Annotated in this window: 15 protein-coding genes and 1 pseudogene; all 16 read right to left on the reverse strand. The window is 53.9% G+C overall.

The annotated features are described in order from the left end of the window. Window positions 1-257: pseudogene (locus C5687_RS22245) on the reverse strand (hypothetical protein); the annotation flags it as partial. A 9-nt stretch (window positions 258-266) separates the two neighbouring features. Continuing rightward, window positions 267-1,343 (reverse strand): major capsid protein, encoded by a 1,077-nt coding sequence (locus C5687_RS22250; RefSeq protein WP_063424513.1) that lies wholly within the window; start codon window positions 1,341-1,343, stop codon window positions 267-269. A gap of 11 nt (window positions 1,344-1,354) precedes the next feature. Next, the gene (locus tag C5687_RS22255; protein WP_104557967.1) at window positions 1,355-1,795 is read right to left on the reverse strand and encodes a hypothetical protein; all 441 of its coding nucleotides are present in this window, start codon (window positions 1,793-1,795) and stop codon (window positions 1,355-1,357) included. Window positions 1,796-1,798: 3 nt separating this feature from the next. Continuing rightward, entirely contained in the window at window positions 1,799-3,187 is a 1,389-nt protein-coding gene (locus C5687_RS22260; RefSeq protein ID WP_104557969.1) for a DUF2213 domain-containing protein, read from the reverse strand. Between the two features lie 12 nt (window positions 3,188-3,199). Continuing rightward, on the reverse strand, window positions 3,200-3,373 hold the full coding sequence (locus C5687_RS25410; protein WP_420796119.1) for a DUF7279 family protein: 174 nt from the start codon (window positions 3,371-3,373) through the stop codon (window positions 3,200-3,202). Between the two features lie 67 nt (window positions 3,374-3,440). After that, the gene (locus tag C5687_RS22265; protein ID WP_104557971.1) at window positions 3,441-3,788 is read right to left on the reverse strand and encodes a hypothetical protein; all 348 of its coding nucleotides are present in this window, start codon (window positions 3,786-3,788) and stop codon (window positions 3,441-3,443) included. A gap of 93 nt (window positions 3,789-3,881) precedes the next feature. Further along, window positions 3,882-4,889, reverse strand: a complete 1,008-nt coding sequence (locus C5687_RS22270; RefSeq protein ID WP_104557972.1) for a phage minor head protein — start codon at window positions 4,887-4,889, stop codon at window positions 3,882-3,884. Then, window positions 4,816-6,285: a DUF1073 domain-containing protein gene (locus C5687_RS22275; protein ID WP_104557974.1), complete on the reverse strand. Its 1,470-nt coding sequence runs from the start codon at window positions 6,283-6,285 to the stop codon at window positions 4,816-4,818. Before C5687_RS22275 ends, C5687_RS22270 begins: the two co-directional genes overlap by 74 nt. 12 nt (window positions 6,286-6,297) lie before the next feature. Continuing rightward, complete coding sequence (locus C5687_RS22280; RefSeq protein WP_104557976.1) at window positions 6,298-7,770, reverse strand: terminase; 1,473 nt, start codon at window positions 7,768-7,770, stop codon at window positions 6,298-6,300. Beyond that, window positions 7,770-8,285, reverse strand: a complete 516-nt coding sequence (locus C5687_RS22285; protein ID WP_104557978.1) for a hypothetical protein — start codon at window positions 8,283-8,285, stop codon at window positions 7,770-7,772. The genes C5687_RS22280 and C5687_RS22285 overlap by 1 nt, the downstream gene beginning before the upstream one ends. Before the next feature lie 165 nt (window positions 8,286-8,450). Then, window positions 8,451-8,669 (reverse strand): hypothetical protein, encoded by a 219-nt coding sequence (locus tag C5687_RS22295; RefSeq protein ID WP_013095974.1) that lies wholly within the window; start codon window positions 8,667-8,669, stop codon window positions 8,451-8,453. A 94-nt stretch (window positions 8,670-8,763) separates the two neighbouring features. After that, window positions 8,764-9,348, reverse strand: a complete 585-nt coding sequence (locus C5687_RS25415) for an HNH endonuclease (protein ID WP_104557982.1) — start codon at window positions 9,346-9,348, stop codon at window positions 8,764-8,766. Between the two features lie 191 nt (window positions 9,349-9,539). Then, window positions 9,540-10,064 carry a Rha family transcriptional regulator gene (locus C5687_RS22305; protein ID WP_104557984.1) on the reverse strand — a complete coding sequence of 175 codons (525 nt, stop codon included), beginning with the start codon at window positions 10,062-10,064 and terminating at the stop codon, window positions 9,540-9,542. A 272-nt stretch (window positions 10,065-10,336) separates the two neighbouring features. Next, window positions 10,337-10,807, reverse strand: coding sequence for a lysis protein (locus C5687_RS22310; protein WP_104557986.1), 471 nt, complete (start codon window positions 10,805-10,807; stop codon window positions 10,337-10,339). Beyond that, on the reverse strand, window positions 10,804-11,244 hold the full coding sequence (locus tag C5687_RS22315) for a lysozyme (RefSeq protein ID WP_104557989.1): 441 nt from the start codon (window positions 11,242-11,244) through the stop codon (window positions 10,804-10,806). Before C5687_RS22315 ends, C5687_RS22310 begins: the two co-directional genes overlap by 4 nt. After that, the gene (locus tag C5687_RS22320; RefSeq protein WP_123277553.1) at window positions 11,231-11,536 is read right to left on the reverse strand and encodes a phage holin family protein; all 306 of its coding nucleotides are present in this window, start codon (window positions 11,534-11,536) and stop codon (window positions 11,231-11,233) included. Before C5687_RS22320 ends, C5687_RS22315 begins: the two co-directional genes overlap by 14 nt. Between the last annotated feature and the right edge of the window lie 131 nt (window positions 11,537-11,667).

The following is an 11,667-nucleotide window of genomic DNA, read 5'->3' on the forward strand; positions in this document are numbered from 1 at the left end:
TGCGCCTGCTTCAGCTGCTCAAGGGCATCATTGAGTTTTGACTGCAAATCGGATGCACCGGATGCCACAGGCGCAGAAGGTGTCGCCACTTCAAAGACGAGCTTTTCACCCTTCTTCTCGGTGGATTTCTCTACCTTGCCCTGCTCAATCCACTTTTCAGCGATCAAGTCATCAACATCATAAACCTGTCCAGCCTCCAGCTTTTGAAGGCTGGCACCGGCAAAGAGGTTTGCTACCAATACCTTTACGAGTGCCATGTTGTTTCCTTAGCTCGAAGCGTGAATAACAGAGTAGTGGCCGTTGATGTCCTGCTTGACCATCAGGCCAGCAGCTCCCCAGGTACGCCAAACGTAATCTGAGTTGTAGTGCAGACGCGGATCGGCGACGGTGCCGAACGCCTGGCCGACGATAGGAGCAATCACGCCAGCCTGCAGCGGCACGATTACGATTTCGTTTCCGGTCAGCTCAGCATCTTCTTTGATTGCCGCGATGCCTGACAGTTTGGAGATCTCTTCCAGCACAGTGCGGAGCGAGTTCACATCGAAATACTGTTCCCAGTTGGACATGATTTCGCTGGAGACGTACCACGTCTGCTGTCCGTACTGCATGTTTTGCAGCTTGAGGACGTCACGCAGGGCGATCGCCGCGGCACGCATGGCTTTCGGGTCGGTGCTGGTTGCGAAGTTAACGGTCAGTGTCACCTGGGCCACGCGCTCATCGTGACGTAAACCCTTCCAGGTCTTGTCATCGAATTTGATGTAGTTACCGGCTGCATCACGGAAGCCTTCCCAGATGTAGTCCACATACTGTCGACGCACATCATCAACAGATCCGGCCTGAGCATCCGCCAGGGATGAGAGAGCAGATCCTTTGTTAAATACCGGGTCACGCCAGTTGAACTTAAAGCCGCTGTCGTGGATCGGCACCATGGTGCCATCGAAGGTGTAGGACTTCGCATCCAGCGCAGCGCCAATCTGACCTGACATGGAAGTGTGCGCCCAGCCACGGCCGCCGGTACGAGCGTACTCATACACAGATTCTTCCAGGCGAACAGAGCGAGACAGCGGCATCAGGTCGTTCAGCAGCGTGAATTCGGTGTTCGGCTCGAATTGCTTCAGCACGGTCTGGTCGTAGGCTTTGTACAGACGGCGGATATCGTCGACTGCGTTTACCGCATTCAGCTCTGGTGTATCTTCTGCATCGCCACGCCATTTAGTTCGCGCAATAAAGTCTGCCGCAGCCTGAGCACTGGCATTGCGCGCGGCGGAGAGTTTTTTGAATTGAGAGGAGTTAACCTCGAGGTTCCCGGTTTCGGTGGCCTGTTTAGTGGAGAATACAAACATTCAGGTGCTCCTTATTTAATGACCACGCGCAGGAGGTCACCTGCCGTTGCAATGGTATATGGACGGTCTTCTTCTACGAAGCAGCGGACAGACTCATCAGTGCCGACAGCTTTAACTCGACCGTTGGCCACAGAGAGCGGCTGCCCCTTTGTGTAAGTGCCTGCTGCAGCTGGAACGTTGAAGAAAACGCCTGGGGTTGGGTGAAAAGCAACAACCCAGTCGCCAGCCTTGATGACGTCGTCTACGGTTTTGCAACGCAGGTAGTCATAGTTGGCTACGTAGAGGATCGCGGCTTCATTACCATCCACGGAGGCGGTGAATTTCTTCGTGGTATTGTCGAAGAAACCAATCGTCCCGGGAGGGGTATCAGCGGCTGCAGCACCTTCACGGTGAAGCTGTGGGTTTGCGAAGATACCGCCCGCGTGAATTACGTGTTTTCCGTCTTTAGCCATTTTTTACTCCGGCATTTCGCTGACTGATTGGGTGTTGGTAGCCTGGTTGCGGAATGCACCGTTCAGGCCGAAAGATGTCTGGCACTTGGCGTACATGGCGTCGAGCGCCTTACCGTCCAGATCCGCGACTTCTTCATCGCTCATGTTCATCGCCAGCTTCACTGCCGCGCGCTTTTCGCCTTTCTCTTTGTCGGCGTTCGCGTTCAGGCTGTTGAAAACGACGTCCACGCGATCGGCAAGTTTCTGCGCCCACGCTGGCATCTCTTCGTTATTGGTGGCCTGCTCTTTTTTCTTGGGCTTGCCGGTTTCAGGGTCGATTTCTTCATCGCCTTTTTTCTTGGCGGTGGCTTCTTCGGCCTTCATCTGGTTGTATGCGTCCATCAGCTCGGCGTCGGACTTGCCTTCAGTCGGCTTACCAGCGGCTTGCAGCGCATTGATAATCAGTTCTTTCATCGGATCGTTCTCTCCGTTGGTTTTAATCTCGTACTCAGTGGGTTTGCGCACGACTTCTACAGGTTCGCCGACGAACACGGCCTTGCCGTCATCATCGATGAGGTATTTCTGCTTCAGGTATTTGGTGTCATTGCGGTAGATGAAGCTGTCCGGCCACACCGTTTCAGGCCAAAGCCACTTATCTTCGGTGTCACCCTCACGCAGCTTGTCGCTGATAGCGCGGGAAATGTCGTCGAAAGAGAAGTTGGAGGCATTGGTGAAGAAAAATTTGGTCTTGTTGAGCAGGCCGTCGCGGGTGCAGTCGATTCCGTCAGCCAGGCGGGCAACTTCGATCTGCTGCTCATCACCTTCTGAGTTAACGAAGATGCCCACGCCCTCTTCCGGCGTACCGGCGCCAGGCTCATCGAGCAGCACCGCAACATGGTCAAACATCATGTTGGTGGCGATCTCGTTGTACTTCTTGCCCTTCGACTCGCCATTGGCGGCGATGCCGGAATACAGCAGACCGGTTGAGATGTGGATCGGGTCGGAGTTGGTACCGGCCAGCATCTCATCCAGGCGGTTAATCAGGCGCTTGCCCTTCTCGCTTGACTCGGCGTACTGGCGGTTAACGTACATGTCGCCCGTCACCTTCCCGTCTTTGTGGCTGACGTTCTGTAGCCAGGCCCCGACGTGGTACTCATTCACCGCCCGTACATCGCGCGCCGAAACATGCTTGCCATCCACTTTCGGGTGGCCCAGCGGCATCGGGTTACGTTCAAGCGTGTTGTAGGCCTTTTCGATTTCTGCTGCCGGGTACAACTTCCGGTTCATCACAATATCGTCCACGACAGGCGTGATGCCGCGAACCACGATATGTGGCTTGCCGTCGATGGTTTCAGTGGTGATGTTTGAAGCGGAGTTGACGACGGTCAGCACGTTAACGCGGTTGCGTTTCATGCTGGATCCTCGTTAATGGAGTTTGTTTTTACGCGCCTGGCGGAGTTGCTTCTTAGTTGGCCTGACAGGGAAGAAATGGCATAAGCGGACATTCTCAACGCTTCCATTGTCCCATCGTATTTCTAACGGCTTTGAATAAACCCAGCCACGGATTGGGAAATTAAGGTCATAGGATAATTGCCACATAGCGTCCTCATTGGTGGATTTCAGGCAATAAAAAAGGCCGCCGTAGCGACCTTTTCATCCAAATTTTTCACAAGCACTCTTTAAGCCTCTCAATAAGACCCTCGATATCTTCCTTCTCCCAAATGGCATACATTTGAGATTCATCAAACATGGAATTTCTCGACTCGACGCGGAAGTCAGTTTTTAAGGATGCACCTTCTTTTACTGCTTTCTCTATGGCCTCAAGTTTGTCATCCGTATTTTCGTAGTCAAAGTCCGGAATGACTTGCTCATAATAATCAGCTTTAGCTACGGTATCCCCTTTGATTAACAGGTCCGTAATTGACGTACTGAATGTCTTGTCAGTCCAATGACTGATGCTATATACCGTGTTTGGCGGCATGGATAGGAAGGTCTTCCTGTCAACAATTCGCATCACAACCTCGCCTTAGTTGCTCGTCAGAATATCAGTGGCAGGCGGTGACGATGCCGCTTTTCGGGAGCTACCCTAGCCACTGATGATTATACATTACGCAGATCCCGCTTTCGTCCACTGCTGACGCTCTTTCGCCAGCTTATCAGCCAGCCCTTCGTTGAAAATGCTGCCGTCGTCGTTGAGCAGGACTGGGATCTGGCTGCAATAGCAGTTGTACCGATTGCCGTTCTCTGCGTAGAAGTCCCGCACCTCTTCGGTGGTATAGACCTTCCCGTGACGGCTGGCGTGCCAGGTGCGCGTCGTCGGCTTGAGCGCTGACAACCACAGCAAGCCGGTATTCAGCCCCAGCCGGTCAGCCGCCCAGTCCGTTTCGTTCCATTGCGCCTGCCGCAGCGCGCCGACCTGCTCAGTCTGAGCGATGGTCTTGGCCTTGGACATCGACACATCGAGACGCTTGCTGATGACGCTGGCCGTCTCACGCGGGTTAACACCTCGTGCTACTGCATCGGTGATGATGTTGGTCAGGTCGCCGCGGGCTGTATCGCTGATGACCTTCCAGTCACTGAACGTTGTCAGCCTGGCCGCTGCCACCTGATTAAGGTGACCGGGGCTGCTTAAAAGCTGCTGCAGCGTCGTCTGGCTGGCGTACACCTGCGACTGCTGTGATAGGTTGTTGAAGGCCTCAAGTGTGCCGCGCTGCGCCTCTGCGACGACGTAATCCATCGCCCAGAGATTTTGCTCGCCACCGTCCAGAAGGTGATCGTCGAGAATAGCCTGCACCGCTTCCAGTAGGTCAGCCCGCTCCTGCGCCGACATGTCGTAGATGAACTTGCCAGCGTTTACCTGGTAGAGCCGCATATCCTCGCCGTGGTCGTGGCAGAGGAAGTGCCAGTTATGGCTGTTTACCTCGCGTTCTCGCCCGATAAGGCGCTGGTCGAACAGAGCTTTAAGCGCACGCTTGATGCCGAGATACCGCTCCTCGATATCCCGGTACATCGCGGTTACCTGCTTTGCCGATCGGGTCGGGTCAACCTTGCTGCGCGGAACTATCGGCAGCCCCACCTTTGCCGTCTGTTCTGGTGTCATCGGCCAGTGGATCATCGGTAGTCACCTTCTCATCCGGTTTTGGTGGTTCTTTTGGCTCCGGCAGCGGGTCAAGCCCAACAACTTCGCGCAGCTCATTTGCGGTAAACGGCGCGTCGCCACCATAGTAAGGCGTCGTTTTCTGTACGATGTCGGCAAGTTTTGAAGCGTTCTCGATCTTCTCTTTCTCGCCAGGCGCAAGCAGGTCGCTCCACGAGATGGTGACCTCTCCTTTGGTCGGCGGGTCGATAATCCCAAGCGTCCAGAAGCGTTCCAGCAGCGCGGTGATTCGATCCGTAAGGAAGCCATTGCGCCGAGTATTACGGCGTATAGCCCAGTCCGTTTTATCCTCATCGCTCGCCAGCCGCCCGGTCTGCTGACCGAACAGGATGGTGAAAGGTATCTGCACTGAGGCTGCCAGTTCGTTAGCAGTGACTTCCCATGTCGGGCCCGGGTCGCCTGGCGTAACACTCAGAACGTGCATCTGCCCGGCCTGCATCACGGCGGCAGCATCTGTGCCACGGTTAAGCTTGTTGACCTTGTCGCCCATCGCTTCGCCGAGATCGGCATAGCCAGCCTTCTTAGCCTGGTCTGCCAGCGTGTTCATGTCGGTTTCTTTGCTGAACTCTACGGCGATCTGACGGCTGGCGTTCTTCAGGAAGCCCTCAGCGCCACCGCCGGAAATCTTCTCGATATCGAGGCCTTTGTTGAAACCAGCCTCCAGCAGCGGGATGCCGGACAGAACGTTGTCGTCTTCAGAACCTTCGCAGAACAGGATAACGCGGCTCGGGTGTACCGGCTCTCCGCGCATAGGACCGACAAAAGGCTCATCACCAACCGGCTGCTCGTTGAAGTTGAACATCTTCGGCTGGCCGAACGTTTCTGACTGACGGTCGTTATCCCATTCGGCGACAGTTAACTGCGGCTCCCATACCGGGATAAGTTTTACCAGAGCTGACTCGCCCAGGGATTTCACCAGCTTGATGTCTACTGGCTCGTTCCATGACTTATTGTCTTTCACCTGCAGCAGAAGCGCTGAGTAGCGCCCTACCATATTGCGGCGATCGGCATCCTTCACCTTGGGCCACAGCTTCTTCATGAACTTGGCGACTTTCTTTTCCCAGGCGTTTGTTTTCTCCGCCTCCTGAGCTTCATCACCGTCCACAATGATTGGGTAATCCTGCCAGCAACCATCCAGCAAACGATGCACCACAGCGAAGCCAGCGGCGTTGCGGCGGTACATGTTGTAGAAGTCGTTGAAGGTGATCGTGCGCGGGTAGCCAAATTCCTGGTAAAGCGTCGGTCGCTTCGTGTTCCCGCCACCGATACCGATGGCATTCAGGTAATTCGCTCGCCGCATTTCAGTGGCGAGGTTGTTCACAGCCATCTGCAGGCCGTTATCTTGTTCGCTCACTGGCGATACTCCTTAGAAGAATACTGTGCCGACCTGCTTACGGTTGTTCTTCGTCACTGCGAAGTAACGGAAGCTGTCAGCACCGTGCGAGGTGGCGTCATGGAGAGGTTTGTCTTTCCAGCAGCCGCGCTTGTCGTCCCATTCCTTCCGGTAGCCCTCAAGGTGAGAGATACCTTCCGAGCATTTATCCTCATCGAATACGCATTTCGGAAGGATTTCACGCGCCGACTCAATGCCAGTATCGATGCCAGCTTTCGGCACCACTTTGAAATTCAGTGAGTACATCTGACCGTCAATCTCGTAACCTTCGCGCGCCAGCTCTTTGCGTGACTTCGCATCAGCAGCGAACTCGCGGTTTTCGATGTCGTGCGGCCCCCAGTGCTCGCCGTACTCATAGCCGCGGTCTTTCAGCACCTTCATGTAGTGCCTCAGCCCCTCGCCGGAATTTTCGTAGTAGTCGATGATGTGGAACTCTTCGCCAACCTCGCGAACGAACCAGATCGCCGTGGAGTCGCCAACGCCGATATCCCAGAACGTGTGCACCGGCAGGTGTGAGTTATCCGGGATTTGGCCGATCCGCTTGTTGGTGTAAAGCCAGCGGAATTGTTTGGCGTAGTACGCACCCTCGACAGACTGCTGGAACGCCTCGGCCGGAATGGTCGGGTATTCGCGCTTCATGTCATCGCCGAGCGTTTTCTCTTTGGCGTAATACCAGGCTTTCTGGCGTTCGTTGACGACTACGCCGTGCTTCGACTCCATTTCAGCGAAGTACTCAAGCAGGCGTACCGGCAGTGATTCCACCGGGTCGATTGCGTACTGCGGGTTCTTCCACCAGGAGAAGAAGAAAAACTTCCAGTCCAGCGCGGATAGCGTTTTACCCTGCAGCAGCGCTTTCTCTGCCGTCTGGCAGTAATCGAAGAAGTAACCCGCCCGGCCCTCTGCCGTGCTCTCGATAGTAGCGAAGCATCCAGTCGATACCGCCTCAAACGCACCAGTGACGATTTCACGGGCTTTGTCCGGATACTTGGCGCATATCTTGCCGAACTCGGAAACGTGCAGGTAACGCAGCGTACCGCCACGAAATGACGTGCTGACGTAGAGCGATCCGCCCTTCTTAAAGACGAGCTCACCGGAAGAGTCGTTGCTCGCCGGGTTAGCCGCCCTGATTTCCTTTGGCAGCTTGTCGTATGCGTACTTCACCTTTTCGCGGAACAGGCGCTTTGCGTCATTCAGCGTGTGGGCAATCAGCGCGCACTTGGCCGACTCGAACAGGGCTGCGTCCAGCTGGATGATGCACACCTCTGTGGTGAAACCGAGCTGACGTGCTTTCAGGATGATGTTGCGGGTGTGGATCCCCTCGAAGTATTCCCGCTGCTCAGGTGTCATCCTGAACCGCGTTGGCTTTCCCTCTTTGTCGGTGATCCAGTAGAGATTGTTCAACCGCCAGTCTTTGTCAGCCAGCAGCTTGAGGTGCTCAGGTTTCATTACGCCCCCTGAGACAGTGAATCCATCAGGTTAGACAGGTCATCAACCGTCTTATTGCCTTCCTCGGTGTCGAGGTTATACGCCTTGCGCTCAGCGTTTATCACTTTGATTTGAGCATCGACACCGGCAGTGATCGAGCGAGACATTGAGGCATGATTCTCTTCCGTGATATGTGCGTCTTCGAGGAAGTCGCGGAGCTTATTTGTGATGCCGCGCCATGCCGCCAGACTTTCCCGATGAGCCATGACTACAGCAGCCGCCTCATCGGAGGCCTGGTCAATAATCTGCTCATCAGTAACCACTGGTGGCTGGTTACCGTCTTTGGTTACCGACTTGGTTACCTTGGCTTTCGTTGCCGCCCTGACCTTTTCTGTCAGGTCTCGCTGCCATCCTTCTTTGTTCGCTCTTTTCAGGATGGTGGCGTGGTTAACGCCATGCTTTTCCCCGATTGCCCTTACTGACAATGAACCAGCCCGGTAAGCCGATTCAATGGCCTCCCAATCTGGTTTGGTCATTCGTTACTCCGTTATCTCTTTACAGGCTCATACTTCAGCTTCCGGCTAATGCCATGCTTGACGAGGAAGTTTTTCACCTTTTGGTAATCAGGCTCGCAACGCATCATCAGGCAGAACACTGTCAGCGTCCTGAGGTAGACAGGAACCCACCACCTGCTTTTGATTTCAGCTGACAGTCTGCACATCGCCATTGGTTTCTTCCTCGGTAGGAACTGGCGTGAACTCCACGCGCTTTACATCGGCAGGAGCGAAGTAAAGCCACTGGCCCGTCTCGGTCGCCAGCGGCACAAAGCCATTAACCAGCTCAGGCTGACGTCGTGACATCTTGCCCGTGAAGGTTTCGCCTGTTTGGGTGGTTAGCGTGATTTGGTAGATGTCGGACATGATTACCTCTTTGCCTTGTCGCAGCTGTTGCCCTGCTTCTCAGAAGTGCTTAGCCACTTACGGCTTACCCGTCAGCAAGATGTGATAAATCTCTTTAGAAAATGCACTTCATTGATTTGGTATCGCAGTTGGTTCTCTTGCTTTTTTGATATTGTGCCTGGCAAAAGCAACAAGCGCCGTTAGAGGTAACCCTTAAATTGTTGTCGGTATGCACTTTGCAAAAACTACCTGCATATGTTTTTTCTTTATTCGTAGTCGCCATTTTTCTTGGCGAACACGTCATTATTAGCTTTGAACTTGCATACTCAGCCTGACGACCGTAAAGAGGTTCAATAAAAACACCCCTCTGCGATGTGTGCCTCCCTTTCCTGAGGCAGTCATCCATGTTCTCTTTATGTGTTCCCGGTGATAAATGAGACGGGTTAACACAAGACGGGTTGTCACAACGATGCATCAACTCAAGGTTCTTTTGGTCGTAATCCCCAACAAGCATCAAATAAGCAACCTTATGCGCCCCGAGCTGGTGCTTGCCAATTTTAATGCATCCATAACCGCATCTATCTTTCGAGCCTTTGAATATCCAGCACCCTGTTTCAGGTCGAATCTCAACCTTTTTCATAATTCTGGACAATATAGGCTCTCTTGATTTAATCGATTTCAGATATTCCACAGTGAACATAGCCGCCTCGCTATCGCCTTTGGAGTGCGCAACCAGGACGCAGGCGCAGCGTCTTTTCGGGGATCAGCCTAGATTGCGCGCATAAAAAAGGCCTCGCCTGAGCGAAGCCTGACTGTTCGTTTCACCATCCTTGCGGGGTTACACAGATCATTATCGAAGCCCCTCAGTGAAGGGCTCCTGTAATGCCGAGATCAGCCAATAAGTAATTCCGGCTGCGTTACCTGCATGATGTGCTCATGTTCGAGCTCCAGGACGCGCTTCTCTTTCTTCCGCTCGTTCATCAAACGGCTTCCGATCGTGCCTTTCAGCTTTGAGCGCGTTTCTTTGATGGCGTAGCGGTGCTGCATTTCTTCACCCATGGCAAGGCGACGGTTAAGTTGCTCAGACATCCAGTTGAACGCTGAAATGTAGCTTTCTTTGATAGCTGCAGCAGCTTTCCCGGTGAACCCCATCACAACCATGATCCAGCCATCTTTCGTCAGGTTGTACATCGGGCGAACCTTACCCTGCTCATCGATATAATCAGCCGACGCAAAATTGCGTTGGCTAAACTCATTCGAGCAATCGGCTTTAACCTGCTCGATTTTCCTGAGCACATCGCCGTGACGCTTGCCGAAGTACGTGGCAACTTTTCTGGATGTGGTAACGACCTCTCCGTTGTTGGCTTGCACCATTTCACGGAAGTCGAAGGCCGGAATAACTGACGGATTATTCATAGCGTGTACCTTTCTTTGAGATGAACCTTTGCCGCATAGGAAATCAGCCCGTCGAGGCTCGCCAGCACTAACTGACTTCCTCAAAGGCTCATTTCAAAGGGTATGGTTCGACGTGGTTTGAATGCGCTGCGGTGCGCGGTGAAATTCGGGCATAAAAAGCCCCGCTATTGCGAGGCTTGGTTATTCATGTGGTAACGGATGCATGACCCCGGCATTGCAGTGTGGAATGCGTAGGCGGTCTTTCGCCATACGAATACATGCTCACCTCCGTATTATTTCAGGCACTGAGTCCGAACGTATTCCTGCAGGCCGGTCAGTTGCTTTGTGACGGCGGCGATCCCGTCTCTGAGACGCCAATAATTGAGTTCAGCATCTGCTGTAAGTCGAGGGCTTGAGCCATCAACCAGGCCGGAGGATCCGGTGGTTTCGTCTTTGGAGCAGGTGGCGGCGATTTGCAGCCGACGCTTACCAGCGACAACATCAGCACGAAGCCTGTTATTCTCAGCATTCGCATCTGCTAATTCCTTCGTGTATTTGGCATCCAGTGCAGCCACATCACGCTGGCGGGTCTGCATGTCTTTAATGGTGGCGTTAGCCATGCTGAGTTTCTCAGTGGCTTTATCGCGCTGGTCTTTGTAGGTGATAGCGTTGTCGCGGTAGTGGTTAACGAAGAACGCCAGCACGCCGATTAACGCCACCACCAGCAGCTGCAACCAGTAACGTTTGACCAGCGCGCCAATCATGACAGGAACAGAGCCCGCTCTGCCTCCCGACGACGGGTCAGCCCATTCAGGACCTTGCCACCAGCTTTATTCCAGCGCAGGAACTCATCGGCAGCGCCAGCGTAATCACCGGCGTTGAGTTTCCGCAGAAGGGTCGATGTCGACAGTGACCGGGCGCCGAGGTTATACGTGAACGACACCAGGGCGTCGAATTGCCCCTGAGTCAGACCAACTTTAACCAGGCGAGACACGTCGCTTTCGTAGCTGACAAGTCCGGTCTTCAACAGGCGCTCTGCCGTTTCCTGCTTAATTGTCATACCGGCACGGATCGGTTTCCCGTCGACAGGCTGAGTCCAGCCATAGCCGATCGTCCAGACGCCAACGCTGTCCTGGTACGCGGTAAGCCTGCAGCCTTCGAATTGCTTGATCAGGGCAATGCCTTTATCACTGGTTTGCATTCTTCATCCCCGTCAGTCGTTCCCAGAAATAAGTCAGCGCAACAGAACCCATGGCGCCACTAACTCCAGCTGCCGCCAGAATCATATAAAGGCTCAGGCCACTTTCTACGCTGACAAGTCCACCAATCACGCCGGTAAAGCCAGAAACGGCTATCTGAGCCAGCGCATTGATCCAACTCCAGGTCGCTTTGTTCTGTTTAACGTCGATCAGGTAACGCACAAGGCCGCCCCAACAGGCGAGCACAAGGACGACGATCCAGGAAAGACCGGCAATGCTCTCTTTATCTTGCATACGTTTAGCCATATCACCTCCGAAAGAACGGGGTGCTGTTTGTGTAGAGTGGAAGGATGCCAGGAAACAACGACCGGACATCGCAAATAAAAAACCCGGCGACAGGCCGGGAAGATGAGGGCAAGTTAATG

The organism is Enterobacter sichuanensis, from assembly GCF_002939185.1.
Classification (GTDB): Bacteria; Pseudomonadota; Gammaproteobacteria; order Enterobacterales; family Enterobacteriaceae; genus Enterobacter; species Enterobacter sichuanensis.

Coding starts and splice junctions, on each gene's coding strand:
- C5687_RS22250 (WP_063424513.1), bottom strand. CDS start 1,343: ATGTTTGTATTCTCCACTAAACAGGCCACCGAAACCGGGAACCTCGAG.
- C5687_RS22255 (WP_104557967.1), bottom strand. CDS start 1,795: ATGGCTAAAGACGGAAAACACGTAATTCACGCGGGCGGTATCTTCGCA.
- C5687_RS22260 (WP_104557969.1), bottom strand. CDS start 3,187: ATGAAACGCAACCGCGTTAACGTGCTGACCGTCGTCAACTCCGCTTCA.
- C5687_RS25410 (WP_420796119.1), bottom strand. CDS start 3,373: ATGTGGCAATTATCCTATGACCTTAATTTCCCAATCCGTGGCTGGGTT.
- C5687_RS22265 (WP_104557971.1), bottom strand. CDS start 3,788: ATGCGAATTGTTGACAGGAAGACCTTCCTATCCATGCCGCCAAACACG.
- C5687_RS22270 (WP_104557972.1), bottom strand. CDS start 4,889: ATGATCCACTGGCCGATGACACCAGAACAGACGGCAAAGGTGGGGCTG.
- C5687_RS22280 (WP_104557976.1), bottom strand. CDS start 7,770: ATGAAACCTGAGCACCTCAAGCTGCTGGCTGACAAAGACTGGCGGTTG.
- C5687_RS22285 (WP_104557978.1), bottom strand. CDS start 8,285: ATGACCAAACCAGATTGGGAGGCCATTGAATCGGCTTACCGGGCTGGT.
- C5687_RS22295 (WP_013095974.1), bottom strand. CDS start 8,669: ATGTCCGACATCTACCAAATCACGCTAACCACCCAAACAGGCGAAACC.
- C5687_RS25415 (WP_104557982.1), bottom strand. CDS start 9,348: ATGTTCACTGTGGAATATCTGAAATCGATTAAATCAAGAGAGCCTATA.
- C5687_RS22305 (WP_104557984.1), bottom strand. CDS start 10,064: ATGAATAATCCGTCAGTTATTCCGGCCTTCGACTTCCGTGAAATGGTG.
- C5687_RS22310 (WP_104557986.1), bottom strand. CDS start 10,807: ATGATTGGCGCGCTGGTCAAACGTTACTGGTTGCAGCTGCTGGTGGTG.
- C5687_RS22315 (WP_104557989.1), bottom strand. CDS start 11,244: ATGCAAACCAGTGATAAAGGCATTGCCCTGATCAAGCAATTCGAAGGC.
- C5687_RS22320 (WP_123277553.1), bottom strand. CDS start 11,536: ATGCAAGATAAAGAGAGCATTGCCGGTCTTTCCTGGATCGTCGTCCTT.